Here is a 24,369-nt window from a genome sequence, read left to right on the forward strand (position 1 = left end):
AAACGACACCGGGTCCGCGCGCACGTGCACGCGGACCCGGGGGGGATGCCTTCGTCGCGAAGCGAGCGGGGCTACTTCCGGCCGCGCGACATGAAGGACATGAAGGCTTCCTTCGCTTCGTCGGAGGCGAGGCGCTGGACGAACTCGGCGCCCTCGCGCTTGAGGGCGGCGTCCACCTGCTCACGCAGCGGCCCGCGGATGAGCGCCTTGGTCACCTTCAGGGCCTGGGCGGGACGCTGGGCCAGGGCGCGGGCGCGCTCGGTGGCGACCTCCTTCAGCTGCGCCTCCGGGACGGCCTTGTTGATGATGCCGGCGCGCAGCGCGGTGGCCGCGTCGAACGGGTCGCCGAAGAGCAGCAGCTCCGACGCCAGCGCGAAGCCCGCCGCGCGCGGGAGCAGCAGGCTGCTGGCGCCTTCCGCGCACAGGCCCAGGTTGACGAAGGGCATGCTGAAGCGCGCCTTCTCCCCGGCCACCACGTAGTCGCAGTGCAGGAGCATGGTGGTGCCGATGCCCACCGCCGCGCCCTCCACCGCCGCGAGCACGGGCTTGGAGAGGCCGGCCAGGGCGCGCAGGTACTGGAACACCGCGCTGTCCTCGCCCGTGGGCGGGTGCTCCAGGAAGTCGCCAATGTCGTTGCCCGCCGTGAACGCGCCGCCCGCGCCGGACAGGAGCACCACCCGGACGTCGTCGCGGCGCTCCGCCTCCTGGAGGGCGGCGGTGGCGGCCTCGTACATGGCGTGGGTGAAGGCGTTCTTCTTCTCCGGCCGGTTGAAGGTGACGGAGAAGACCCCGGCGTCGAGCTGCGTCAGAAGCGTGTCGGACATGGCCGGGCAGACTAACGCGCGTCGGGCCGCAGTGCGCGCAAGAGCAGCGGGGCCAGCGTCACCACCTGGTGGGGGAAGGGCAGGTCCTCCCGGTGCTCCACACTGTCCGTGCTGAACAGCCGCTTCACGGGCACGCCGCGCAGGCGCTCCAGCGCGGGGCCCACCAGCAGGGCGTGCGTGGTGGCGAGGATGAAGTCGTCCACGCAGCCCTCGCCCTTCAGCTCCTTCGCCGCCGCCGCCAGCGTGCCGCCGGTGGACACCATGTCGTCCACCAGGATGGGGCGCATGCCGCGCACCTGGCCCAAGAGGCCCAGCGTCTCCACGTCCTTGCCGCTCAGCCGCGCCTTGTGCACCACCGCCCACGGACGGCCGAGCAGCTTCGCCAGCGCCTCCGCCCGCTTCACCGCGCCCAGGTCCGGCGCCACCACCACGGTCGTGTCGGTGACGTGGGGGCGCAGCGCGTCCGCCAGCAGCGGCAGCGCGGACAGGTGCTCCAGCGGGGCGCCGAAGCAGCCCTCCAGCGCCGGGTTGTGCAGGTCCACGGTGAACACCCGCGCGAAGCGGCCGTGGGACACCATGTCGGCCACCAGACGTCCGCCCAGGGGCTCACCCGGCCGGGCCCGCCGGTCCTGGCGCGCGTAGCCCACGTAGGGAATCACCGCCTCCAGCGAGGCCGCGCCCGCCCGCCAGCACGCGTCCGCGAGCAGCAGCAGCTCCATCAGGTTCTCGCCCACGGGCGGCGCGGAGGACTGGAGGACGACGACGCGGCGGCCTCGCACCTCCTCCGGGGGCACCTCGATGTGCAGTTCTCCATCCGGAAAGCGCTCCCGCTTCACTCCCACCGGCTCCGCGCCGAACGCCTGGGCGAGCGCACGGCCGAGGTGGGGACTGGCACTGCCGACGACGAGGGCGATGGGCGTCATGGGCCGCACCCTAGCGCGGGAGGTGCTCGCGGCGCCCTGGCCCCCCGGGCATGCCGCCAGGAGAGCCACTGAACGTGCCTCCGCCGACACACTCCGGAGGGAAGCGCACCTTCCGGGGGTGGAGGCTGGCCAATGCGTTTCCGGGACAGGGCGGAGGCGGGACAGAAGCTCGCGGGGGTGTTGACGCCCTACCGCTCCGGGGACGTGTGCGTCCTGGGGCTGACACGCGGCGGGCTGCGCGTGGCGTACGAGGTGGCCCGGGGATTGAGGGCTCCCCTGGACCTGTGGGTGGCGCGCCGGCTGCGCGTGCCGGGGGGCCGCCTCATGCTGGGCGCGGTGACGGAGGGCGGCGGGCTGTACCTGGACCCCCAGGCCGCGGCCCAGTCGAAGCTGCCCGGGGAGGCGCTCCAGCGCTTCGTGCGCGAGGAGCTGGACGACGTGGAGCATCAGGCCCGGCAGCTGCGAGGCGGCCTCACGCCGCGGATCCGCGGCTGCACGGCGCTGCTGGTGGATGACGGGATGGTGACGGGCGCCACCGTGACCGCGGCGCTCCTGGCGCTGAAGCAGCAGGGCGTGCGTCAGCGCATCGTGGCGGTGGGCGTGGCGACGCCGCGCGCGCTGGAGCTTGTCCGGAGCCGCGCGGACGCGGTGCACGCGCTGACGCTGGACCCCTCGCTGCGCGAGGTCTCCGAGGCCTACGACCTCTTCCCCGCGCTCACCCAGGACGAGCTGCGGCGCTGGCTCACGCGCGCCCGGGAGGCCAGCCCCGCCCGGCCGGAGGGCGTGGCGCCGGACGTGGCGGGCGGGTGGTGGTTCTGAGGGGTTCCGGAGAACGGAAGCGGATGACGACGAGGACATGAGGAGGTCGTATGGATGTGGGAACCGTGCATGCGGAAGACCGCAGGCCCCGGACGCACTGGGAGCACTTCACGCGAGAGGAGTTGCTCGGAGTGCGGGGGGTGGGCCGCTCCATGGAGCAGGCCTTCGAGATGGCGGCGCTGGGACTCTGCGCGTTGGTGACGGACCCTCGGAGCGTGGAGGCGCACGAGGAGCTGGAGGTGGACTGCCAGTCCGCGGACCATGACCAGCTGCTCGCGGACTGGCTGCGCGCGGTGGTGGGCGCGATGGCCGGACGGCGCCTGCGCTTCCAGTGCTTCGTGGTGCGGCTGGACGGGCTGAACCTCTTCGGCCACGGCTTTGGCGAGCGCGCGGGACAGGCTCGCCATGGCACCCACGTGGCGGTGACGGGCGCGTCGTTCACACAGGTGTCCGTGCGCCAGGGGCCGGAAGGCGTGTGGACCGCCGAGGCGCTGGTGGACTTCTAGGCCCGCGACCGGCTTGTCCGGTGCTCGGACGTGCGGGCGCGACAGGAGGATTCGTCCACGGAGGGGGTGCGCCGGGGCTCCGGGCTGCTATAGGGGACGTCTTCCTCTTCGCGACCAGGACCCTTCCGGACATGGCTTCTCGTGACATCCGCTTCGTGTGGCTCGACCTGGAGATGACCGGGCTGGACCCCAATACCTGCGGCATCATCGAGGTGGGCATCATCGTCACCGGCCCGGACCTGCGCCCCCTGGGCGAGTTCGAGCGCGTCGTCTGGCAGCCGGAGGAGATGCTCCAGCGCATGGAGCCCGTCGTGCGCGAGATGCACACGAAGAACGGCCTGCTGGAGAAGGTGCGCGCGTCCACGTCGTCCCTGCGCGTGGTGGAGCGCGAGGTGACGTCCTTCATCGCGGACTACTGCGACCTGGGCGAGGGCATCCTCGCGGGCAACTCCATCCACACGGACCGGCGCTTCCTCATCGACCACATGCCCATGGTGGACCGCTACCTGCACTACCGCATGGTGGACGTGACGAGCCTCAAGGTGATTACGCGCGCCTGGTATCCGGCGCTGGTGGAGCCGCGCAAGCCGCCCAGCGGGCACACCGCGCTCGCGGACCTGCGCTCCAGCATCAGCGAGCTGCAGTACTACCGGGACGTCCTCTTCCGCGCGACGCCGGGCTAGGCGTCCGTCAGGCGCGGGCCCCCTCCGCGGGCAGCTGCTTCGCGATGGTGCCCAAGAGGTCGTCCAGCTCGAAGGGCTTGGCGAGGAAGTGGGAGCTGGCGCGGCGCTCCTCGTCCGTGAGGCGGCCCGCGCTCATCACCACCACGGGCAGGTCGCACAGGTCCGGGTGGGCGCGGATGCGGCGCAGCAGCTCGCCGCCGTCCATCACCGGCATCATCAAATCCAACAGCACCAGGTCCGGCTTGGACGCCAGGAGCCGCTGGAGGCTCTCGTCGCCGTTGTACGCGGTGACGATGTCGTAGCCCTCCAGGGACAGGATGTCCTCGAGCGCCTCCACGATGGCGAGCTCGTCGTCCACGATGAGCAACCGCTTCATGCGCGGGCCCCCTCCACGGACCGCACCCGGTCCGGGCCCCTTGTCGGCCTGGAGGCCGGGGGCGGGCTGGACGGGATGCGGGCGGGATGGGACTTCACGCGGTGGCTCCATTTTCTCTCGCCGCAGAAGGTAGGTCCGCGCGCCAGTTCGGCCAGTGGACGGTGTGGGTTCTGTTGGTCAGGTGGCGGTGGATGTGTCCAGGGCGCCGGCCAGGCGCTCCTTGAGGATGTGTTTCTGGACCTTTCCCAAGGCGTTGCGGGGCAGGGCGTCGGTGAAGACGACGCGGCGGGGCTTCTTGAAGGCGGCGAGCCGTTCGCGGCACCAGTCCACCAGGGCCTGGGCGTCGGTAGGGGCGCCCGGGTGGGGGACGATGACGGCGACGACCTGCTCACCGAAGTCCGGGTCGGGCAGGCCCAGGACGGCGGCCTCGGCGACGGCGGGGTGCGCGGTGAGGACCTCTTCGACTTCGCGGGGGTAGATGTTGAAGCCACCGCTGATGATGAGCTCCCGAGCCCGGCCGGTGATGCGCAGGAATCCGTCCGGGTCCCATTCGCCCAGGTCGCCGGTGCGGAACCAGCCCTCGGCGTCGAAGGCTTCGGCGGTGGCGTCCGGGCGGCGCCAGTAGCCGGTGAAGACGTGGGGGCCGCGGACCTCGATTTCGCCTGTCTCGCCGCGGGGCAGGGGCTGGCGGGAGCGCACGTCCACGACGCGGGCCTCCTGGCCGGGGAAGGGCATGCCCACGGTGCCCGGGCGGCGTTCGCCGTCGTAGGGCTGGGTGGTGTTCATGATGGTCTCCGTCATCCCGTAGCGCTCCAGGATGCGGGCGCCGAAGCGCGCCTCGATGTCCAGGCACAGCTGGGGGCTCAAGGGGGCGGAGCCGGAGACCCAGAGGCGCAAGGGATGCGGCGTCACGCCGGTGCGGCGGGACTCCTCCAGGAGGCGGCCGTACATGGTGGGCACGCCGAAGAAGAGGGTGAGGGACGCGTCGTCATGCAGGGCGGTGAGCGCTTCGGAGGCGACGAAGCGGCGGCGCAGGTCCACGCTGGCGCCGGTGAAGAGGGTGCCGTGGAGGCCCACCATGAGGCCGTGGGTGTGGAAGAGCGGGAGGGTGAGGAGCAGCCGATCCGCATCGGTCCAGCGCCACGCCTCGGTGACAGCGCGCACGTTGGCGAGCAGCTGCCGGTGCTGGAGCATGGCCCCCTTGGAGCGGCCGGTGGTGCCGGACGTGTAGCCCAGCACGGCGAGGTCCTCCGCGCGAGGCAGCGGCAGGGACGCGGTGGAGGCGGCGCCCTGTTCCAAGATGGCGTCGAAGGCCACGGAGGGCAGGGGGAACTCCGCCGGGGGCGGCTCCACGGTGATGAGCCATTGCAGCGAAGGAAGCTGGTCGCGCAGTGGAGCGAGCTCCGAGGCGCCGGAGGTGCTGGTGACGCAGACCTTCACCTCCGCGTCGGAGAGGATGTGGGCCAGCTCCACCTGGCGGTAGGCCGTGTTGACGAGCACGGCGACGCAGCCCGCGGCCTGGACGCCCAGCCAGGTGATGACGAACGCGTCACTGTTCTCCAGGAAGAGCGCGACGCGGTCACCCGGAGCCAGCTCCCGGGCCTTGAGTCCGCGAGCAAACGCGGTGACCCGCTCCGCCAGCTGTCCTCGCGTGTACGAAGTCCCCTCGAAGGAGAGCAGCGGGCGCGAGGGTTCGTGACGGGCATGCTCCAGGAACACTTCAAGCAGGGAGGCCGGCATGGCGCGCGAGCCTACCCGGGACGGGATACGCCAGGCGCGGCGTTCCTCGGGCCTAGAACAGCGTGACGCCCAGCGTGACGCTGGCCAGGAAGCCGCCGTGCTGGCTGGTGGCGATGTCGAGGTCGTCGAAGAGGTTCGGGTCGCGGCCGTCCGCCGTGCGCCAGTTGTCCTCACGCAGGCGGAAGCCCCAGCCCGCGCGCAGACCCAGGTACATGGGGCCCATCGACTGACGCATGCCGACCGCCAGCGTCGCCACCGGCGTGGGCAGCTTCTCCGTCTTCCACTCCTCCGTCTCGCCGTTGATGGTCAGGCTGCTCGTCGACGTCGTGCCCAGGTTGAAGCTCACGCCCGCCTCCAGGAAGGGGCTCGTGCGCGACTCGCCCAGCGGATACAGGCGCGCCAGCGGCCCCACCCGGAAGCCCCAGGCGCCCGTGCCGGCGCTCAGGTTGAGCCCCAGGACGGGCACCACCCGGTACTCCAGCTCACCGCCGAAGATGCCCGAAGGGCTGTTGAAGCCCAACGCCAGACCCAGGTCCAGGTTCGTCCGGCCACCGCCCCGGCGGCGCGGCTCCTCGGCCTCCAGCTCGCGCCCCGACGCGTCCTGGCCCAGGCCCTCCCCCATCGGCGCGTCCGCCCGCGCCAGGGGCACCTCGCTCGTCTCCGCCGCCGCCACCGGCGTCTCCTGGCTCGCGGCGTCCAGCTTCTGGGCCTCGTCCAGCACCGCCTTCGCCATCACCACCGAGCCCTTGTCGCTCAGGCTGGGATTGACGAAGTCGTACGACAACGCCTTGGTGCGCACCGGTGAATGCGTCGTGCTCAGCAGGTACGTCAGCCGGTACTTCTCCCCCGCCCGCGTCACCTTCGCGCTCACCGTCACGTCGGGCGAACCCTCGTGCTGGGGGTCCATCAGGATGGCCTCCGTGGTGGCGTTCTTCAGCGCCTCGCTGATGCCATAGCGCGTGCGCTCCGCCACGGTGCTCGCGGTCAGGCCGCTGGCGTCCACCTCGCTGCCCACGTCCGCGAGCTGGAGGTACAGGGTGTCGGCGAAGGCGGAGAAGGGCAGAAGGGTGGCGGCCAGCAGCATGCTGGCGCGCATCCGGAGACCAGGGGCGCGCATCGGGTGTTCCTCGAAGTTGTGTGGGAATTGAATCGAGCAAGCAGACGGCCTGACGCTGTTTCTATTCAGCCCCAGCACACTTCTTCGCGGTGTCCGTTCCTGGGACGCGCCCTTCGCGCAAGCGGTCAACGCGGCCGGTCCTTCCCCCATCCCCCCGTGTTTCCGGGCGCTTGGCCTTGCTCAAGGCCCTGGCACACGGCTCGCTATGGCCCGGGGCGTGGACATCCCGAAGCCCCGAGCACCCCGCCGCAAACCCTACCTCCTGGCCGCCCTGGGCCTCGCCGCGCTCGTGGCGGTGACGGTGGGGCTGTCCCGGCTGCGCCCCGCCGCGCCCACCGTGGACAAGGCCTCGGTGTGGCTGGACACGGTGAAGCGCGGCCCGCTGGTGCGCCAGGTGAAGGGCACCGGGTCGCTGGTGCCTGAGTCCATCCGCTGGCTCACCGCCGACACCGCCGGCCGCGTGGAGCGCATCCACGTGAGGCCCGGCGCCACCGTCACCGCCGGCACGCTGCTGTTGGAGCTGTCCAACCCGGACGTGCAGCTCCAGGCCCTGGAGGCAGAACGCCAGCTCGCGAGCGCCGAAGGCGACTTCCTGGAGCTGCGCGAGCTGCTCCAGACGCAGCGGCTGTCCCAGCAGGCCACCGTGGCCACCCTCACCGCCGAGTCCGCCGACGCCACCCGCCGCGCGCAGGCCAACGCGGCGCTCTTCCAGAAGGCCTTCGTCGGCGACCTGGAGACGCGCCAGGCGCAGGAGAAGGCGCAGGAGGCGGGCCAGCGTCTGGAGTTGGAGCGCCAGCGCCTGGACGTCATGTCCCAGAGCCTGCGCCAGCGTCTGGCTTCCCAGCAGGAGCAGGTGGAGCGGCTCAAGGCCGTGGCGCGCTTCCGCCGCCAGCAGGTGGAGTCCATGAAGGTGCTCGCGGGCGAGGACGGCGTGCTCCAGGAGCTGCCATTGGAGCTGGGCCAGTGGGTGACGCCCGGCGTGCTCCTGGCCAAGGTGGTGAAGCCGGAGCGGCTCAAGGCGGAGCTGCGAATCGCGGAGACGCAGGCGCGCGACATCCTCCCGGGCCTGAAGGCGCAGGTGGACACGCGCAACGGCGTGGTGGAGGGCACCGTGGCGCGCGTGGCCCCCGCGGCCAGCCAGGGCACGGTGCGCGTGGAGGTGTCGCTGCCGGACGCGCTGCCCAGGGGCGCCCGGCCGGACCTCACCGTGGAGGGCACCGTGGAGCTGGAGCGGCTGGACGACGTGCTGTCCGTGGGCCGCCCGGCGGGAGCCCAGGCGGAGAGCACGCTGGCGCTCTTCCGGCTCTTGCCCGGAGGCGACGAGGCGGTGCGCATCCCCGTGAAGCTGGGCCGCGGCTCGGTGAACGCGGTGGAGGTCGTGCAGGGGCTTTCAGAGGGCGATCAGGTGGTGCTGTCGGACATGACCGCGTGGGATGCGGTGGAGCGCGTGAGGCTGCGATGATGACGACGATGATGAACGACGGCGAGGCGAAGGCCGTGGCCCCGGGCGCGGTGCCGGGCAAGGCGCTGCTCCAACTCGACGGGCTCACCAAGGTGTTCGAGACGGAGGAGGTGGAGACGCACGCCCTCTCCAACATCCAGCTCACCATCCGCCAGAACGAATGGGTGGCCATCGTCGGCCCGTCCGGCTCCGGCAAGTCCACGCTGCTCGCGGTGCTGGGGCTGTTGGACACCGCCACGCGCGGCAGCTACCTGCTGGATGGCAGGAGCGTGCTGGAGCTGTCGCCCACGGACCGGGCGAAGGTGCGCAACCAGCACATCGGCTTCATCTTCCAGAGCTTCAACCTCATCGGCGACCTCACCGTCTTCGAGAACGTGGAGCTGCCGCTCACCTACCGGGGGCTGCCCGCGCAGGAGCGCAAGCAGCGCGTGGAGCGGGCCCTGGAGCGCGTGGGCATGGCGCACCGGGCGCGGCACCTGCCGGGGCAGCTGTCCGGCGGCCAGCAGCAGCGCGTGGCGGTGGCGCGCGCCGTGGCGGGAGACCCCCTCATCCTCCTGGCGGACGAGCCCACCGGCAACCTGGACTCGAAGAACGGCGAGGCGGTGATGCAGCTGTTGTCCGACCTGCACAAGGCGGGCTCCACCCTCTGCATGGTGACGCACGACCCGGCGCACGCGCGCATCGCCACGCGCACGGTGAGCCTGTTCGACGGCCGCGTCGTGCAGGACGAACAGCTTCGCTGAAGGACGGGGGACAAAGGCCATGGAACACCTGCTCGGCGACCTGCGCTACGCGTGGCGCTCCCTGAGGAACGCCCCCGGCTTCGTGGCGGTGGCGGTGCTGACGCTGGCGTTGGGCATCGGCGCGAACAGCGCCGTGTTCAGCGTGGTGAAGGGCGTGCTGCTCACCCCGCCGCCGTTCACCCAGCCGGAGCGGCTGGTGCTGCTGGCCCCGAACTTCGACGCCTTCGGCCTGAAGGAGGTGTCGAACTCCGTCCCCGAGTACCGGGACCTGACCACGCACACGAAGGCCTTCACGTCGCTTGCGGCCTTCCGGCCCGATGACAAGACGCTCACCGGTGGGGATTCACCCCGGCGCCTGCACGTCGTCGTCGCCACGGCGTCCTTCCTGCCCACGCTGGGCGTCGCGCCGGTGCTGGGCCGGGGCTTCACGCAGGAGGAGGAGACGCCGGGCCAGGACCAGGTCGTCGTGCTCACGGACGCCGCGTGGCGCACCCACTTCGCGAAGGACCCGGAGGTGCTGGGGCGCGTGCTGCGGCTGGACGGCGTGCCGCACACGGTGGTGGGCGTGCTGCCCCCGGGCGCCGTCTACCCGGAGGACACGGAGGCGGTGCTGCCCTTCGCGCCCACGCCCGAGCAGCAGGAGGAGTCCCGGCGCGGCAACCGCTTCCTCAGCGTGCTGGCGCGGCTCAAGCCGGGGATGACGCTGGATGGCGCGCGCGCGGACCTTGCGCGCATGGGCAACGCGCGCCCGGCGGACCTGGTGAGCCGGTACCGGGAGTGGGGCGGGTCCATGAGCGTGAAGCCGCTGGAGGACCAGATCGTAGGCGGCGTCCGCGAGACGCTGTGGCTGCTCTGGGGCGCGGTGGGCTTCGTGCTGCTGGTCGCGTGCTCCAGCGTGGCCAACCTGCTGCTCGCGAGGGCGGTGTCCCGGGGCCGCGAGGTGTCCATCCGCGCGGCGCTGGGCGCGGGCCGGCCGCGGCTGGTGGCGCAGTTCCTCACGGAGAGCCTGGTGCTGTCGCTGGTGGCGGGCGCGGTGGGGCTGTGCCTGTCATTGGGATTGGCGCGGCTGCTGGGGTCGCTGCTGTATGGCGTGTCGGCGGCCGACCCGTGGACGTTCGGCGGGGTCGCGCTGCTCTTGACCGGGGTGGCGCTGGGGGCGTCGTGGCTGCCGGCTCGACGGGCGACGCGCGTGGACCCCATCATCGCGCTCCGGGCCGACTGAGCTCCCTCCTTTCTGGCACAGTTCCCAACCGTGGCGTCCTCCGTGTCCGAACCCACCGCTTCTTCTTCCCCTCGTACCACCCGCATCCTCGTGGCCGACGACCAGCCGGACGTGCTGGAGGCGCTGCGGCTGCTGCTCAAGCGCGACGGCTACACCGTGGTGAGCGCGCAGTCCCCCGCGGGCGTGAAGGCCACGCTGGACGCGGAGGACGTGGACCTGGTGTTGATGGACCTCAACTACGCGCGCGACACCACGTCCGGGCGCGAGGGCCTGGACCTGCTGGGCGAGCTGCGCGCGCGGGACGCGCTGCTGCCCGTGGTGGTGATGACGGCGTGGAGCAGCGTGGAGGGCGCGGTGGAGGCGATGCGCCTGGGCGCGCGCGACTACGTGCAGAAGCCCTGGGACAACACGCGCCTGCTGGCCACGCTGCGCACGCAGCTGGAGCTGTCCCGGGCGTTGAAGCGCGGCCGACGGCTGGAGGAGGAGAACCAGCACCTGCGCCGCGAGCAGGGCGGGCGCTCGCCGCTGGTGGGCGAGTCGCGGGCGATGCTGCCGGTGCGCAGGCTCATCGAGCGGGTGGCGCCGTCGTCCGCGCCGGTGCTGGTGACGGGGGAGCACGGCACGGGCAAGGAGGTGGTGGCGCGCCTCCTCCACGCGGTGAGCACGCGCGCGGACCGGCCCTTCGTCGCGGTGAACTCCGGCGGCCTGTCCGAGGGCGTCTTCGAGAGCGAGCTCTTCGGTCACGTGAAGGGAGCCTTCACGGACGCGAAGGCGGACCGCATCGGCTGCTTCGAGCTGGCGGACGGCGGCACGCTCTTCCTGGATGAGATTGGGAACATGCCGCTCACGCAGCAGGCCAAGTTGCTGCGGGTGCTCCAGACGGGAGAGCTGCACCCGGTGGGCTCGTCGCGGACGCGGCGCGTGGACGTGCGCGTGGTGAGCGCGACGAACGTGGACCTGGGCCGGGCGGCGGCGGAGGGCCGCTTCCGCGAGGACCTGCTCTACCGGCTCAACACGGTGGAGGTGCAGCTGCCGCCGCTGCGGGAGCGGCGCGAGGACATCCCGTTGCTCGCGGCACACTTCCTGGCGGTGCAGGGGCAGCGCTACGGCCGCCCCAACATCCACCTGGCACCGGGGGCACTGGAGGCGCTCATCGCGTACCCGTGGCCGGGCAACGTGCGCGAGCTGGAGCACGCGGTGGAGCGCGCGCTGCTGATGGCGGTGGGGGACCGCGTGGAGGCGGAGGACCTGCTGCTCAAGCGGATGGGTCCCCCGGGCGGAGGGAGCGCGCGCCTGGAGGAGATGACGCTGGAGGAGGTGGAGCGCTACCTCATCGAGCGCGCCCTCGGCCGGCATGACGGCAACGTGAGCGAAGCCGCGAAGGCGCTGGGCCTGTCGCGCAGCGCGCTCTACCGGCGGCTCCAGTACTACGGCATCAAGGGCGCAAGGTGAGCCGCGGTCCCGCGCACGAGCACGACGCGCACGAAACGAACGCACGCGTGCCGTACGACCTGCGGGTGATGTGGCTCGCGGTCCTCGCCGGCCTGCCCGCGGTCCTCGTGACGCTCGCGCTCCTGTGGACGGGGGACTTCACCGCCAAGGTGCGCTGGACGCTGTCCGTGCTCGTGGTGGGCATCCACGCCGGAGCCTGTCTGGCGCTCCGCGAGCGCGTCGTGCGGCCCCTGCACACCGTCGCGGGCCTGCTGGCCGCCCTGCGTGAAGGCGACTACTCCGTGCGCGGCAGGGGCGGACGCGCGGGGGATCCGCTCGGCGAGGTGCTCCTGGAGGTCAACGCCCTGGGGGACACCCTGCGCGAACAGCGCCTGGGCGCGATGGAGGCAGGCGCCCTGCTGGGCCAGGTCATGGAGGCCATCGACGTCGCGGTGCTCGCCTTCGACGCCTCCGGCACCCTCAAGCTGGTGAACCGCGCGGGCGCCCGGCTCGTGGGCCTGCCGCGCGCGCAGCTGTTGGGCCAGCGCGCCGAGGCCCTCGGCTGGAGCGACCTGCTGGAAGGTCCCGCCCCCCGCCGCCTCACGCGCGCCTTCGCGCAGCAGGACGGCGGCCCCTACGAGCTGTGGCGAGGCACCTTCCGCGAAGGAGGCCAGCCCCACCAGCTGGTCGTGCTCACCGACCTGCGTCTGGCATTGCGCGAGGAGGAACGCGAGGCCTGGCGCCGGCTGGTCCGCGTGCTCAGCCATGAAATCAACAACTCCCTCACCCCCATCCAATCCATCGCGGACGCCCTCCAAGACACCGTCACCCAGGTGCCGCGCCCCGCCGACTGGGAGGAGGACACCCGTCACGGCCTGGGCATCATCGCCCGCAGAGCAGAAGCCCTGTCCCGCTTCATGTCCGCCCACGCGCGGCTCGCGCGCCTGCCGCCACCCACCCTGGGGCCCGTCGAAGTAGAGCCCTGGGTGCGGCGGGTGGTGGCCCTGGAGCCGCGCCGCCCCGTGGCCGTGCGCCCCGGCCCCGTCCTCACCGTGTCCGGCGATGGAGATCAGCTGGAGCAACTGCTCATCAACCTGGTGCACAACGCCGTGGACGCCGTCCTGTCGGAAGGGGGCGCGGGCGGTGTCTGGGTTTCCTGGGCGGTGCACGCGCCGGGCGCCGTGGAGGTCTGGGTGGAGGATGAAGGCCCCGGCCTCGCCGACACCGCGAACCTCTTCGTGCCCTTCTTCACCACCAAGCCCCAGGGCAGCGGCATCGGCCTGGCGCTCAGCCGGCAGATCGCCGAAGCGCACGGAGGCAGCCTGCGCCTGGAGAACCGCACGGACGGCCGAGGCTGCCGCGCGAGGCTCAGGCTCCCGCTGGACGCTCCGCGCGCGTGAAGCGCTTCTTGCCGGACATGGACGCAGGTCCCGTGGGCGCGGCGGGAGCGGCTTCAGGCTCCGGCACGGGCGCGGCCAGCCGGTAGAGCAGCGCGGTCGCCGCCCAGAAGAACAGCACCGTGAAGCCCACGTGGATCCACCGCGCCCCGGACCACTGCTGCAGCGAGTGGGGCAACGCCTCCAGCGCGACGAAGCCGCCCAGCCACTGCCCCAGCCAGCACAGCGCCGTCACCCACACCACGCGCTGCCACGAAGCCACGCGCGTGCGCCCGAAGGCATACCGGTGCAGGGCCCACAACAGCCCCACGGCGCAGCCCCACAGCGCCAGACGTGTCAGGGAAAGTCCTCGGTGCGAAGGACCCCATGGGTCCAGCTCCAGCACCCCGAAGCTCGGTGCCAGGATGAGCACCTGCACCAGCAGCACCCGGCGCACCCGCTCCGTCAATCCCTTGAGGAGCTGTCCATACGTCCAGGTCAGCGCAATCATTGGAGCCCTCCTCGGGCACGAATGAGCGGTGCTGCAGGAGAAGAACGGTTCGCCCTTTATTTCTTGATTTATTTGATTGGGTGGACTCCCAGGCTCCACCCAGACAAGCAACTTCCGGGGGTTGGATGGTTGTTTGTAATGACTATTCAAAGATGGACAATTCAGAGAGGGTATAGAACTCAGCGGGTGGGGCGGTTCCGCCGTAGGTAAGGGATTCCACGGAGAGCCGCACGAAGCGCACGGGCCCGGTGGGGGTGAGGGGCACGTCCTGGAAGACCGGCTCCTGGACGCCCAGGCGGAGCATCCCGTCCCCATAGGGAGATGCCCCCTCGGCAGGCTCGGTGTAGAGGCCGAACGTCGCATCGCGCAGGGACTGCTCCCGCGGGCTCATGTCCCGCAGTACGACGCGCGCCAGGGATTGCCACTGTTCGCCGTCAACACTGCCCTCCAGGACGAGCCAATCCTTACCGCCCCTGTCTTGCAGGTAGTACAGCCCTCGCACCACCGCGCGGCGCGGCAGGGCCGGCTGGGGCAGGGTGATGACGACGTTGTGGAAGCGGGGGTCGGTCTCCTTCTCCCAGAAGTCCACCGGGGTGAGCAGGCCATCCGTCCATGGACAGACATCCGGAAAGGACGGCTCGCACGTCGCGCCGCGACTGATGGGGCGCAGCGTCCCCGCGGGCAGCGGTTCGGCGCCGGTGCGCCATTCCTGCCGGAAATAGACGGAGCTGGGCTCACCGCCCAGCGGAGAGAACAACCACGAGCCCATGCTGGCGGCGCGCAGCCGCACCTGGGGCGTGGCGAAGTCCTCCAGCACGTACGGGCTCGGCGTCCATGGGGACTCCGTGCCCTTCTGCCGCCAGAGCAGCTCGCCGCCGGACGTGACCCACAGCAGGGGCTCCGGGGCGGTGGGCAGCAGGGGAATCGTCGAACCGTCGTCGGCGAGCAGCTCCAGCGTGTCGCCGGTCTCCGGCACGGGAGGCGCCGGGGGCGCGGGCGGGAAGGCCACGGTGGGGCCCTGGTCGCTGCTGCCCACGAGCGGACGCGCATCCCACGGCTTCAGCGTGGGCAGCTCCACGTCGTCCTGCATCGTGAACGAGAGGAAGGTGCCGCTGCCGTCCGCGTCCAGCGGCAGCGCCAGCCGCAGGCGGTTCGAGCGCATGTAGTAGTCCTCCTCGCGCACGGCGTCCCCGGACAGCAGCTCCAGGGTGAAGTCGCCCGAGGCCTCCGTGGTGGCGGTGGTGAGCGGCGTGAAGACGTCGTCCTCCAGCCGCTCCAGGGTCAGCGTCTCGCCGGAGCGCGGCGTGCCGTCGCGGTGGAGCGCGCGGCCGTACGCGAAGATGGGGTCCTCGGGATGGCGGTCGCAGCCAGCGGTGGTGAAGGCCAGCAGTCCCAGGGAAGTGACGAGTGCGCGTCGCATGTCAGTAGGTCGCCTTGAGCCCGAAGAGGGGGAGGATGACGGGGATGCGCATGGGGACCCGCACGGGGCGGACGTCCTTGTGGGGGGAGCTCTCGTAGTCGCCGCCTTCGGAGCGGTACTCGTAGGCCACCACCTCCTGCCGCGCGGAGAGGTTGAGCACGTCCAGCGACGCATCCAGGGTGAAGTCCTGGTAGGCCCACGACTTCGCGATGCGCGCGTCCACGCGGAAGAACGGCGCCAGGCGCTGCGTGCGGTCCAGATCCTGCCGCACCCATTCGGTCGAGCCGTCCGGGTTCGTCACCCAGCGCTGGGTCTGCGAGGTGATCTGCCCCGTCTCCGGACGGCCGGTGTTGAAGTGCACCACCGTGCCCACGGTCCAGTTGTTGCCGAACTTGTAGCTGAGCGCGGCGTTGAAGGTGTGCGCCTGCTCGAAGGCGAAGGGCAGCGTGCCCTCCACCGTCTCCAGCACGCGGTTGTCGTCGCTGATGCGGCCGAAGCGCGCCTTCCGCTTGCTCTGCAGGAAGCTGTAGGACACCCAGCCGAACCAGTGGCGGCCCAGCGGGTGGCGCGCCATCAGGTCGAAGCCGTAGGCATAGCCGGTGGTGGCGGGGTCCTCGCCCAGGCCGCCCCGGCGGCGGCGGTTCTCCGCCACGTCCACCAGGTCGAACTCCACCGCGCGGGAGAGCGGGTTGAAGAACGCGTCCGCGCTCAGCTCCAGCCCCTCGAAGGCCTTCCACTCCGCGCCCACGTCGAATTGGGCGCCGGACTGGAGGCCGTAGCGCAGGCTCGCGGTGTCGATGGCGGGCACGTGCACGAGCACGGTGGGCGGCTGGTGGAACAGGCCCGCGCCGCCCTTGAGCGTGAGGGTGTCCGTCAGCGAGTGGCGCACGGACAGGCGCGGCTCCACCGCGGTGAAGGTCATGCCCGGCACCAGGTGGTACGCATCCACGCGCAGACCCGGCGTCACCACCCAGGTGTCGGACGGCCTCCAGGTGGCGGACGCATATGCGCCGGAGAAGGTGGCCAGCGCGCTGGGCCGCTTGAGCGGATCCGCGTCGTCGGAGGGCCGCCAGCCCGGAGGCCGCGCGGTGCCGGTGAGCGTGGTGGCGGAGCGGCGGTGCTCCACGTCCGCGCCCACGGCGACGTCGAGCGACGGCGTCAGCGCTCGCCGCCACCCCGCGCGAGCGGCGACGCTGACCTGGCTCAGCCCGTACTCGCCCACGTCCTGGCGGACGAGGGTACCCCCGGCGTTTTGTGTCTCCTCGCCGGTGAGGCCCAGGCCGTCCCAGCCCAGGGTGACGCCGACCTCGCCCTCGCCCTCCGCCACCGGGTGCGTGCCGCGCAGGTCGATGCGGTGGAAGCGCGACACGACGCCGCCGCCCTCCGCCCCTGCCAGCAGCTCCGGCGCGATGCCCACGTCGTCGGAGCTTCCCAGCGCGAACAGACGCAGGCGTCCCCGGCCCACCTTCTGCTCGACGCGCGCCTGGTAGTCCCAGAAGCCCGCGCGCACCCGCTCCGCCTCCGAGTTCTGGACGGTGTTGGCCATCAGGGAGATGAGCAGCGCGGAGTAGCTGAAGCGGCCCGCCAGGCTGACGCTGGTGCCGGTGGACTCGAAGGGCTGCTCGATGAAGCCGCCTGCGTTGAGCAGGTCCGCGTACGCGGTGAAGTGCAGCCGGTCCTCGCGAGGACGGCTGAGGCGCCCCTCCACCGCGCCGCCCAGCACGCGGCCGTACTGCACCGGCGGCGCGCCCGGATAGAAGTCCACGGTGTCGATGAAGTCCGGGTGCACCACCGCGGGCCCGAGCAGCAGGTGGTACAGCATCGGGATGCGCACACCATCCAGGAAGAAGCCCGTGGCCGCGGGCTGGCTGCCGCGCACCACCGGATAGCTGATGCCTGAGGCGAGGCTGCCCACGCCGGGCATCAGCATCACCACGCGGAAGGGGTCGCCCAGCGTGCCGGGCACCTCGCGGATCTCCTGTTCGTGCAGGCTGATGCGGGTGACTTCCGTGCGGGGGCGCTCGTCGCGCACCACGGTCTCGTAGGGGTTCACCTCGCGAGGCTGGAGCCGGTAGATGACCTGGAGCGTCTGCCCTTGCGTCAGCGTCTCCGTGAACGTCGTCGTCGCGTGGCCTGGAGCGCGGACCTCCAGCGTGTGCGAGCCCGGCGACACGTCCACCGTGAAGAGGCCCTGCGCGTCCGTGGTGGCGGTGGGCTGGAGCGCGCCGTCCAGGAAGAGGGCCGCGTCCGACAGCGGGCGGCGCGTGCCGCGTGCGCGCACCTCGCCGGCGAGGCGCGTGGTGGAGGCGGGGAGCTGCACGGGGGGCGTGAACCGGTAGACGAACGGCAGGCGCACGGCCACGGGAGTGCCGCCCAACGTGGCCGGGGTGAAGCGCAGGCCCGGGGCCGCGGCGAGCGCCGCGTCGGTGAGGCGCGGCTCGGCGGCGGCGCGCACGACCTTCGCCTCCGCGACGCGGCCCTCCACGTCCACCAGCAGCTCCAGCTCTACTTCGCCGGGCGTGCCCTCCAGGCCTTCCGGCCACGCGGCGGGAGCATCGGCGGTGAGGCTGGGAGGCACGAGCGTCGTGTCGCCCGCGTCGGGAGAGAGGCCCAGGCGGAGGGCGTCCTCGGCGGAGAGGGCCTGGCCCGCGTCGGTGGCGTGGACGTCCACCTCCACGGCGCGAGGTTCGCTGGTGGCGGAGGGCACGCCCTGCGCGAGGGCGGTCGAGGCGGACAGGAGCGCCAGCGCCAGGGGGAAGGCACGGGAGAGGAACATGGGCGGGCGCTTCAACACCGGCCCCCTACAAAAGTGACACCCGCGCTGTCGCCAGAGTGCTCCGGCCCGGCGGGGACACTGCATGCATTCATGGATTCAGCCCAAGGCGCCCAGGACTTCCCCGGCCCGGGGCGGAAGCCGGTTCACGCAGGGCATACGGACCGGGACGCGAATCCCGGTGGTGCCTTTTCACGCGAAGTCTAGGGGACGCGGTGTCAGGAGTCGCCGGGCTGCTCGAGTCCCCTGCCATTCCCCCCGCGCCGCGCCACTCCGTCCCCAAGGGTGGCGCGCTGTGCGAACGCGCACGGCCCTCTGTCCCGAGGTGCCGCCCCCTGGAGCCGCGACCTGAGCGGTCGTTACACTTTTTCATGTCGAGCGGAAGCCACGGCCAGGGTTCCGCGGGGAGGGCGCATGCGGACGCCGAAGGACGAACTGCTGCTCCGGGCGATGGACCATGCGTTGTCAGCGCGAACAATGGATGCGGTGGAGGCGCTGGCTGCGCTCTACCGGTTGTTGGACGCGGAGCGCATTCCCGAGGACGAGAACTACGCCGTGTTCGCCACGGCCTTGTCGCGCCGGTTGGAGGGCGCGACAGGGGCGCTGCATCCGTACCGGGCGTCGGAGGTGGATGGGAGCGCGCCACAGATTGAGTTGTTCCGGCGGTTGATGAAGCACCTGCCGCTGGCGTCGGCGGCGGACGCGGTGGCGAACGCACTGCTCGCGGATTTCCTGCGAGGACACGCGGAGGCGACGCTGCTGGACGTGGGCATCGGGCAGGGGCGGCAGGAGTGCAACCTGCTGCGCGCATTGGCGAAGGCGGGCGCGCTGCCCCGGCACCTGACGGTGGTGGGGGTGGATCCCAGCGGCACGAGCCTGGTGGAGGCGCGCGACGCGGTGCTGGCGGTGGCGGACGAGGTGGGGCTGCCGCTCGAGTTCGTGAAGCTGGAGGCGCCGGTGGAGGACCTGGACATGGCGACATGGGCGGCGTTGCGAGCCGTGCGCCGGCCGCTGGTGGTGAACGCGGCGTTCGCGCTGCACCACGTGGCGGAGAAGGAGACGTCGGGATTGGAGGCGCGCGACGCGGTGTTGGCGAGGCTGGCGTCGCTGGGCCCGGTGGGCGTGGTGATGTGCGAGCCCCACGTCGACCACCACCGGGCACCGGCACGTGAGCGATTGAAGAACGCGTGGAATCACTTCTCCCGGGTGTTCCAGCTGCTGGATACGCTGGAGATACCGGGGGCGGAGCGTCGCGCCATCAAGCGGTTCTTCGGCCGGGAGGTGGATGACATCGTGGGCACGGTGAACGAGTCGGAGCGGTGTGAGCGCCACGAGCCGGCGCTGGCCTGGTGGGAGCGGTTGCAGCGCGCGGGCTTCGCGCCGAGAGGCGGGCTGGCGGCGCTGTGTCCGGCTGACGTGCACCCGGCGGTGGGGCTGTTCGTGGAGGAGGGCACGGTGGGCATCACCTTCCGGGGCGATGTGCTGGTGTCGGTGCTGGCGGCGGTGCCGGGGGAGGGCGCGTGAGCGACTTGGAGGCATTGGCGCCGAAGGTCATCGCGAGGTGCCGTGAGGCCGGGGTGCGGTTGGCATTGGCGGAGGCGTGCACGGGAGGGCTGATGACGGCGGCGCTGACGGAGGTGCCGGGAGCATCCGCGGTGGTGGAGCGCGGGTTCGTGCCGTACTCGAACGAGTCGAAGGGGGAGCAGCTGGGAGTGCCGCTGGCGTTGTTGCAGGCGCACGGGTCGGTGAGCGCGGAGGCGGTGGGCGCGATGACGGCGGGGGCGTTGGAGCGTTCGTGGGCGGACTGGGCGGTGGCGGAGACAGGCATCGCGGGGCCGGGAGGCGGGACGGAGACGAAGCCGGTGGGGCTGGTGTTCATCGCGGTGCAGCGGCGCGGGAGGGCCGCGGTGGTGGAGCGTCACCGGTTCGAAGGGGACCGGCGCCAGGTGCGGCAGGCCGCGGCGGCGCGAGGGCTGGCCCTCCTTCTGGAGCAGGTGGGAGTGGAGTCCTGAATAGGGGACTCATCCCTCGGGACGTTGGCACGTGGAGGCCTGATGGAGGAGAAGGTTTGACGCAGTCTCACGAAGGGGGCCTCGATGTACCGAATCGACGTGGACCGAGCGGAATCCATCGTGAGCTTCGCGCTGGAGGGCTACATCCGGCTGGAGGAGATGCAGCGCTTCGTGGAGGACCTGCGCGCCGCGACGGATGAAGTGGCGGGGCAGGCCATCAAGATCGAAGCGGACCTGCGCACGTTCCGGCCGGCGTCACCGGAGGCAGCGGACCTCATCCGGAGGGTGCAGGAGTACGGGCTGCGCTCCGGGGTGACGCGGGTGGCGGAGCTGGTGCAGAACCAGATCGTCGCGTTGCAGCTGAACCGGGTGGCGTCCGGAAGCGGGACGGACAAGATCCTCCGCCGCTTCTGGCAGGAGTCCGCGGCAAGGACCTGGCTGAAGCACGGAGACGCGGAGCTGGGAGTGGCGCTGCAGAGCTGAGCGGAAACGAACATGCCAGCGCGCGGGTGGTGCGTGCTGTGGGTGTTGTTCGTGACGGGCTGCGCGACGTCACGGACGGTGCGGTTGGACACGGGAGAAGGCCGGGCGCGTGAGCACACGCCGCGCAGGGACACGAGGCCCGTGGCGCTGGAGGCAGACACCTTCGAGAAGGCGGTGCGGACGCTGGCGCGAGGAGCGCCGGTGTCGGTGCATCCGAGAAGGGAAGCGCTCCGGCTGTTGGGCCCCGGAGCGGAGCGTCCGCGGGCCTCGCTGGGCGTCGTGTCCGTGGACGACCCGAGGCAGGGGCGAGTCCGCGTGGCGCAAGGGAGCACGGAGCTGGAGGCCGCCTACGGGCGCTGGTGCGTGCGCAAGCGGCTGTCCGGAGACTGCCTGCACCTGTTGGACCGGGGGCTGACGCTGGATGAGGAGGGCAAGCGGACGCTGGCCTTCCGGATTGCGTTGGACTCGGTGTGGGAGGAGACGGCCGAAGCGCTGGAGGGGATGGTGGACCCCGAGGCGACGGTGTCGCTGCTGGTGATGACGGGAGCTGTGTACTTCAGCCTGTGGCTGGTGCCGGAGCCGCTGCTGACGAAGGGAGTGGCGGCGACGCTGACAGTGGCGCTGATTGCGTACCTGGGCTGGGACACGGTGTGGAGTCTCATCCAGGGCTGGAGGGTGCTGGCGGTGGAGGTGAAGGACGCGGAGACGTTCGACGGCGTCCGGGACGCGGGAGAGAAGTACGGCGAGGTGATGGGAAAGCAGGCGGCACGGGCCTTCGTGATGCTGGCGATGGCGGCGCTGGGGAGCACGGCGCAGACGCTGGCGAGCCGGGTCGCGACGCTGCCGGGCTCAGCGCAGGCCGCGCTGGTAGGAGCGGAGCAGGGAGGCTTCCGGCTGGTGGCCGCGGCGGAGGTCTCGGCCATCGCGGTGTCCGCAAGCGGCGAGGTGACCATTGCACTGGCGCCCAACGCGGTGGCGATGTCCGCCAAGGGGCCGAATGTCCCGGCGCCGGTCGACGTGCATGAACATCACATCGCCACGAACAAGTGGTGGGACGCCACGCACAACGGCGGGCCCTGGTCGCCCCAGTTCCAGAAGATCTTCGACCGGGCGGGCATGTCCCTGGATGATCCCGCGAACAAGGTCAGCATCGCGGGACACAGGGGGCCACATCCCGAGGAGTACCATCGAGAAGTCTTGAGGCGCTTGCTGCGGGCAACAGGCCGCTGCCGAAGCATGAATCAATGTAGAGAGGCCCTGGTGACCGGACTGAAGTCCCTGGCATTGGAGATCCGGACAGAAGGCAGCAAGCTCAACAAGTGGGTCACTCGGACCGAGTAACAAGGAGCCCCTATGCCGGGACGGTACTTCGACCTGCACGATGACATGGGCATCCAGACCCGCTGGCTGCTCGACGATCCCAGGAACTCACAGGGGAATGAGGTCGATGACCCCTGGCAATTCGCGGATGGCTGCCCGGTGAGAGTGGAGGAGCGACTCCGGATCCCCATCTATCACCCGGGAACCTCGCTCGAGTTCTCCCATGCGGGCGTAGGTGGGGCTCCTGTCGTGCATCAGCGAGTCGCGAGCATCTTCAAGAAGCTGGCGCCAGAGGACGTGCAAATCCTCCCTGTCGATGTTGATGGTCAGGCCGAGCCGTACTGCTTGCTCGTCGCGACCCGGAACATCCGATGCATTGATGATCAGCAGACGGCGGAAGTGCAGTACTGGAAGCCGGAGGACGGCCAACCCGAGAAGGTGGGCGAGTATCGCGCCGTTTCCGGCATGCGCATTGACGTGACAAAAGTAGGGGACACGAAGGTGTTCCGTCCCTGGGGCTGGACCCTCGCGCTCATCGTCTCCGAGGACATCAAGGAGGCGTTGGAGCGCGCGAATGTCACAGGGGTGAGGTTCACGGAAGTCACAGGTCCCAGCGAAGTCACTCCGGAGGAGCGTGAACACAACCGCAAGCTCCAGGTGCTCTACGACCGAACAGAAACAGCCCGCACCGCGTTCTGGCGCACCCTGGGCACGCTGGACGAAGACGCCATCCTCCCCATCGTCGTCGGAGGAGGCTGGCCCGCGAGGCGCCAGGTCTGGCGCGTCATCCACCGGCCCGAAGGACGCACCCTCTTCGTGACGGACGGGCTCTCCGACTTCTTCGTGGCTGCCGTGGAGCCCTCCGTTGGCTACGGCCTGGAGCTCGCGCTCGAAACTGATGAACCCGTGGAGAACATGGCGAAGAGCTGGCAGCAGCTGCTGCTGGAGCGCATCGCCAACGAGCTCGCGGGCCACGAACACCTGCGCGAACCCGCGAGGACCGGCATCCTCTCCATGGAAGTGGACGGAGAGCGCATGCCCGAACCGCTCCTGACCAAAGACGGTCGAGTCGCCGTGCTCCTGGGCATGGACACTCCAGTCCTCCCAGGTCACTTCACGATGCCAGACGGACAGGTCCGGCTCGTCACCGTGAAGACGCTGATGCCCCGGGAGCTCACGTACCTGTTGGAGCACGGCCGGGAGGAGCTGCTCCACCGCTTCAACCAGTCCCCCCCCGGCCACCTGTCCAAGGCCTGGCGCCAGCCCGTGGTGTAGTAGCCCAGACCCGGAGGCAGTCCATGTCGCTGCGCTGGCTGTGCGTGCTGTGGATGCTGCTGGTGACGGGCTGCGCGACGTCACGGACGGTGCGGTTGGACACGGGAGAAGGCCGGGCGCGTGAGCACACGCCGCGCAGGGACACGAGGCCCGTGGCGCTGGAGGCAGACACCTTCGAGAAGGCGGTGCGGACGCTGGCGCGAGGAGCGCCGGTGTCGGTGCATCCGAGAAGGGAGGCACTCCGGCTGTCGAGCCCCGGAGCGGAGCGTCCGCGGGCCTCGCTGGGCGTCGTGTCCGTGGACGACCCGAGGCAGGGTCGAGTCCGGGTGGCGCAAGGGAGCACGGAGCTGGAGGCCGCCTATGGGCGCTGGTGCGTGCGCAAGCGGCTGTCCGGAGACTGCCTGCACCTGTTGGACCGGGGGCTGACGCTGGATGAGGAGGGCAAGCGGACGCTGGCCTTCCGGATTGCGTTGGACTCGGTGTGGGAGGAGACGGCCGAAGCGCTGGAGGGGATGGTGGACCCCGAGGCGACGGTGTCGCTGCTGGTGATGACGGGAGCTGTGTACTTCAGCCTGTGGCTGGTGCCGGAGCCGCTGCTGACGAAGGGAGTGGCGGCGACGCTGACAGTGGCGCTGATTGCGTACCTGGGCTGGGACACGGTGTGGAGTCTCATCCAGGGCTGGAGGGTGCTGGCTGCGGAGGTGAAGGAGGCGCAGACGTTCGACGGCGTCCGGGACGCGGGGGAGAAGTACGGCGAGGTGATGGGAAAGCAGGCGGCGCGGGCCTTCGTGATGCTGGCGATGGCGGCGCTGGGGAGCACGGCGCAGATGCTGGCAACGAGGGTCGCGACGCTGCCGGGCTCAGCGCAGGCCGCACTGGTGGGAGCGGAGCAGGGAGGCTTCCGGCTGGTGGCCGCGGCGGAGGTCTCGGCCATCGCGGTGTCCGTGAGCGGCGAGGTGACCCTTGCACTGGCGCCCAACGCGGTGGCGATGTCCGCCAAGGGACCGAATGTCCCGGCGCCAGTCGACGTCCACGAGCACCACATCGCCACGAACAAGTGGTGGGAAGCCACGCACAACGGGGGGCCGTGGTCGCCCCAGTTCCAGAAGATCTTCGACCGGGCGGGCATGTCCCTGGATGATCCAGCGAACAAAGTCCGTGTCCCGGGCCATAAGGGTCCTCATCCCGAGGCGTACCATCAAAGAGTGCTCTCCCGGCTGAACGAAGCAATGGAAGACTGTGCCAGCATCCATCAATGCCGCGAGGCGCTCACCAACGAGCTTCGTCGGCTCGCCAGCGACATCTTGAACACGAGCACGACGCTCCATAAGTGGGTCACGAAGTCATAGCTGG

22 protein-coding genes are annotated in these 24,369 nt (G+C 71.0%); 14 read left to right on the forward strand and 8 right to left on the reverse strand.

Going from position 1 to position 24,369, the window contains the following annotated elements; translation table 11 throughout:
* Window positions 1–71: 71 nt before the first annotated feature.
* The gene (locus D7W82_RS07355; RefSeq protein ID WP_014393101.1) at window positions 72–824 is read right to left on the reverse strand and encodes an enoyl-CoA hydratase; all 753 of its coding nucleotides are present in this window, start codon (window positions 822–824) and stop codon (window positions 72–74) included.
* Between the two features lie 11 nt (window positions 825–835).
* Complete coding sequence (locus D7W82_RS07360; protein ID WP_120617644.1) at window positions 836–1,756, reverse strand: ribose-phosphate pyrophosphokinase; 921 nt, start codon at window positions 1,754–1,756, stop codon at window positions 836–838.
* A gap of 123 nt (window positions 1,757–1,879) precedes the next feature.
* Between D7W82_RS07360 and D7W82_RS07365 the strand changes: the two genes are divergently transcribed.
* The 3 genes from D7W82_RS07365 (at window position 1,880) to orn (ending at window position 3,755) form a co-directional block, all read left to right on the forward strand.
* The gene (locus D7W82_RS07365) at window positions 1,880–2,566 is read left to right on the forward strand and encodes a phosphoribosyltransferase (RefSeq protein ID WP_120617645.1); all 687 of its coding nucleotides are present in this window, start codon (window positions 1,880–1,882) and stop codon (window positions 2,564–2,566) included.
* 65 nt (window positions 2,567–2,631) lie between these two features.
* Window positions 2,632–3,072 carry an archease gene (locus tag D7W82_RS07370; protein ID WP_233587358.1) on the forward strand — a complete coding sequence of 147 codons (441 nt, stop codon included), beginning with the start codon at window positions 2,632–2,634 and terminating at the stop codon, window positions 3,070–3,072.
* Window positions 3,073–3,203: 131 nt separating this feature from the next.
* Window positions 3,204–3,755, forward strand: a complete 552-nt coding sequence (gene orn, locus D7W82_RS07375; protein ID WP_014393105.1) for an oligoribonuclease — start codon at window positions 3,204–3,206, stop codon at window positions 3,753–3,755.
* 7 nt (window positions 3,756–3,762) lie between these two features.
* Here the strand turns inward: orn and D7W82_RS07380 are convergent, their stop codons facing one another.
* The 3 genes from D7W82_RS07380 to D7W82_RS07390 all read right to left on the reverse strand — a co-directional run bounded on the left by D7W82_RS07380 (window position 3,763) and on the right by D7W82_RS07390 (window position 6,988).
* Complete coding sequence (locus D7W82_RS07380) at window positions 3,763–4,131, reverse strand: response regulator (RefSeq protein ID WP_120617647.1); 369 nt, start codon at window positions 4,129–4,131, stop codon at window positions 3,763–3,765.
* Between the two features lie 177 nt (window positions 4,132–4,308).
* Window positions 4,309–5,871, reverse strand: coding sequence for a class I adenylate-forming enzyme family protein (locus tag D7W82_RS07385; protein WP_120617648.1), 1,563 nt, complete (start codon window positions 5,869–5,871; stop codon window positions 4,309–4,311).
* A 52-nt stretch (window positions 5,872–5,923) separates the two neighbouring features.
* Window positions 5,924–6,988, reverse strand: coding sequence for a hypothetical protein (locus tag D7W82_RS07390; RefSeq protein WP_147439257.1), 1,065 nt, complete (start codon window positions 6,986–6,988; stop codon window positions 5,924–5,926).
* 217 nt (window positions 6,989–7,205) lie between these two features.
* On the opposite strand from D7W82_RS07390, the gene D7W82_RS07395 reads away from it, so the two are divergent.
* The 5 genes from D7W82_RS07395 (at window position 7,206) to D7W82_RS07415 (ending at window position 13,246) form a co-directional block, all read left to right on the forward strand.
* Entirely contained in the window at window positions 7,206–8,450 is a 1,245-nt protein-coding gene (locus tag D7W82_RS07395) for an HlyD family secretion protein (protein ID WP_120617676.1), read from the forward strand.
* Window positions 8,450–9,193 (forward strand): ABC transporter ATP-binding protein, encoded by a 744-nt coding sequence (locus tag D7W82_RS07400; RefSeq protein WP_370450947.1) that lies wholly within the window; start codon window positions 8,450–8,452, stop codon window positions 9,191–9,193. The genes D7W82_RS07395 and D7W82_RS07400 overlap by 1 nt, the downstream gene beginning before the upstream one ends.
* 19 nt (window positions 9,194–9,212) lie before the next feature.
* A complete protein-coding gene (locus tag D7W82_RS07405; RefSeq protein ID WP_233587359.1) occupies window positions 9,213–10,415 on the forward strand; it encodes an ABC transporter permease in 1,203 nt (400 codons plus the stop codon).
* A 42-nt stretch (window positions 10,416–10,457) separates the two neighbouring features.
* Window positions 10,458–11,867 carry a sigma-54 dependent transcriptional regulator gene (locus tag D7W82_RS07410; protein ID WP_233587360.1) on the forward strand — a complete coding sequence of 470 codons (1,410 nt, stop codon included), beginning with the start codon at window positions 10,458–10,460 and terminating at the stop codon, window positions 11,865–11,867.
* 68 nt (window positions 11,868–11,935) lie between these two features.
* A complete protein-coding gene (locus D7W82_RS07415) occupies window positions 11,936–13,246 on the forward strand; it encodes a PAS domain-containing sensor histidine kinase (protein WP_120617677.1) in 1,311 nt (436 codons plus the stop codon).
* Here D7W82_RS07415 and D7W82_RS07420 read toward each other — a convergent pair.
* The 3 genes from D7W82_RS07420 to D7W82_RS07430 all read right to left on the reverse strand — a co-directional run bounded on the left by D7W82_RS07420 (window position 13,215) and on the right by D7W82_RS07430 (window position 17,929).
* Entirely contained in the window at window positions 13,215–13,733 is a 519-nt protein-coding gene (locus D7W82_RS07420; protein ID WP_120617652.1) for a hypothetical protein, read from the reverse strand. The two genes, D7W82_RS07415 and D7W82_RS07420, sit on opposite strands and share 32 nt — an antisense overlap.
* A gap of 142 nt (window positions 13,734–13,875) precedes the next feature.
* Window positions 13,876–15,153: a hypothetical protein gene (locus D7W82_RS07425; protein WP_120617653.1), complete on the reverse strand. Its 1,278-nt coding sequence runs from the start codon at window positions 15,151–15,153 to the stop codon at window positions 13,876–13,878.
* Window position 15,154: 1 nt separating this feature from the next.
* Window positions 15,155–17,929 carry a TonB-dependent receptor domain-containing protein gene (locus D7W82_RS07430; protein ID WP_120617654.1) on the reverse strand — a complete coding sequence of 925 codons (2,775 nt, stop codon included), beginning with the start codon at window positions 17,927–17,929 and terminating at the stop codon, window positions 15,155–15,157.
* 411 nt (window positions 17,930–18,340) lie between these two features.
* Between D7W82_RS07430 and D7W82_RS07435 the strand changes: the two genes are divergently transcribed.
* The 6 genes from D7W82_RS07435 (at window position 18,341) to D7W82_RS07460 (ending at window position 24,365) form a co-directional block, all read left to right on the forward strand.
* On the forward strand, window positions 18,341–19,450 hold the full coding sequence (locus D7W82_RS07435) for a GRAS family protein (protein WP_120617655.1): 1,110 nt from the start codon (window positions 18,341–18,343) through the stop codon (window positions 19,448–19,450).
* Window positions 19,447–19,938 carry a CinA family protein gene (locus tag D7W82_RS07440; RefSeq protein WP_120617656.1) on the forward strand — a complete coding sequence of 164 codons (492 nt, stop codon included), beginning with the start codon at window positions 19,447–19,449 and terminating at the stop codon, window positions 19,936–19,938. Before D7W82_RS07435 ends, D7W82_RS07440 begins: the two co-directional genes overlap by 4 nt.
* 84 nt (window positions 19,939–20,022) lie before the next feature.
* Window positions 20,023–20,421, forward strand: a complete 399-nt coding sequence (locus D7W82_RS07445; protein WP_120617657.1) for an STAS/SEC14 domain-containing protein — start codon at window positions 20,023–20,025, stop codon at window positions 20,419–20,421.
* A 12-nt stretch (window positions 20,422–20,433) separates the two neighbouring features.
* A complete protein-coding gene (locus D7W82_RS07450) occupies window positions 20,434–21,762 on the forward strand; it encodes an AHH domain-containing protein (RefSeq protein ID WP_120617658.1) in 1,329 nt (442 codons plus the stop codon).
* A gap of 12 nt (window positions 21,763–21,774) precedes the next feature.
* Window positions 21,775–23,016 carry an imm11 family protein gene (locus D7W82_RS07455; protein WP_120617659.1) on the forward strand — a complete coding sequence of 414 codons (1,242 nt, stop codon included), beginning with the start codon at window positions 21,775–21,777 and terminating at the stop codon, window positions 23,014–23,016.
* 23 nt (window positions 23,017–23,039) lie between these two features.
* Complete coding sequence (locus D7W82_RS07460; protein WP_120617660.1) at window positions 23,040–24,365, forward strand: AHH domain-containing protein; 1,326 nt, start codon at window positions 23,040–23,042, stop codon at window positions 24,363–24,365.
* Window positions 24,366–24,369 lie beyond the last annotated feature (4 nt).

The sequence above is a fragment of the Corallococcus sp. CA049B genome (assembly GCF_003611685.1).
In the GTDB taxonomy this organism is placed as follows: Bacteria; Myxococcota; Myxococcia; order Myxococcales; family Myxococcaceae; genus Corallococcus; species Corallococcus coralloides.

Excerpts from the sequence above, each read along its gene's own strand:
- D7W82_RS07430 (WP_120617654.1), bottom strand. The coding sequence starts at position 17,929 with ATGTTCCTCTCCCGTGCCTTCCCCCTGGCGCTGGCGCTCCTGTCCGCC.
- D7W82_RS07390 (WP_147439257.1), bottom strand. The coding sequence starts at position 6,988 with ATGCGCGCCCCTGGTCTCCGGATGCGCGCCAGCATGCTGCTGGCCGCC.
- D7W82_RS07405 (WP_233587359.1), top strand. The coding sequence starts at position 9,213 with ATGGAACACCTGCTCGGCGACCTGCGCTACGCGTGGCGCTCCCTGAGG.
- D7W82_RS07355 (WP_014393101.1), bottom strand. The coding sequence starts at position 824 with ATGTCCGACACGCTTCTGACGCAGCTCGACGCCGGGGTCTTCTCCGTC.
- orn (WP_014393105.1), top strand. The coding sequence starts at position 3,204 with ATGGCTTCTCGTGACATCCGCTTCGTGTGGCTCGACCTGGAGATGACC.
- D7W82_RS07460 (WP_120617660.1), top strand. The coding sequence starts at position 23,040 with ATGTCGCTGCGCTGGCTGTGCGTGCTGTGGATGCTGCTGGTGACGGGC.
- D7W82_RS07400 (WP_370450947.1), top strand. The coding sequence starts at position 8,450 with ATGACGACGATGATGAACGACGGCGAGGCGAAGGCCGTGGCCCCGGGC.
- D7W82_RS07445 (WP_120617657.1), top strand. The coding sequence starts at position 20,023 with ATGTACCGAATCGACGTGGACCGAGCGGAATCCATCGTGAGCTTCGCG.
- D7W82_RS07365 (WP_120617645.1), top strand. The coding sequence starts at position 1,880 with ATGCGTTTCCGGGACAGGGCGGAGGCGGGACAGAAGCTCGCGGGGGTG.
- D7W82_RS07385 (WP_120617648.1), bottom strand. The coding sequence starts at position 5,871 with ATGCCGGCCTCCCTGCTTGAAGTGTTCCTGGAGCATGCCCGTCACGAA.
- D7W82_RS07435 (WP_120617655.1), top strand. The coding sequence starts at position 18,341 with ATGCGGACGCCGAAGGACGAACTGCTGCTCCGGGCGATGGACCATGCG.
- D7W82_RS07420 (WP_120617652.1), bottom strand. The coding sequence starts at position 13,733 with ATGATTGCGCTGACCTGGACGTATGGACAGCTCCTCAAGGGATTGACG.
- D7W82_RS07425 (WP_120617653.1), bottom strand. The coding sequence starts at position 15,153 with ATGCGACGCGCACTCGTCACTTCCCTGGGACTGCTGGCCTTCACCACC.
- D7W82_RS07455 (WP_120617659.1), top strand. The coding sequence starts at position 21,775 with ATGCCGGGACGGTACTTCGACCTGCACGATGACATGGGCATCCAGACC.
- D7W82_RS07380 (WP_120617647.1), bottom strand. The coding sequence starts at position 4,131 with ATGAAGCGGTTGCTCATCGTGGACGACGAGCTCGCCATCGTGGAGGCG.
- D7W82_RS07415 (WP_120617677.1), top strand. The coding sequence starts at position 11,936 with ATGTGGCTCGCGGTCCTCGCCGGCCTGCCCGCGGTCCTCGTGACGCTC.
- D7W82_RS07450 (WP_120617658.1), top strand. The coding sequence starts at position 20,434 with ATGCCAGCGCGCGGGTGGTGCGTGCTGTGGGTGTTGTTCGTGACGGGC.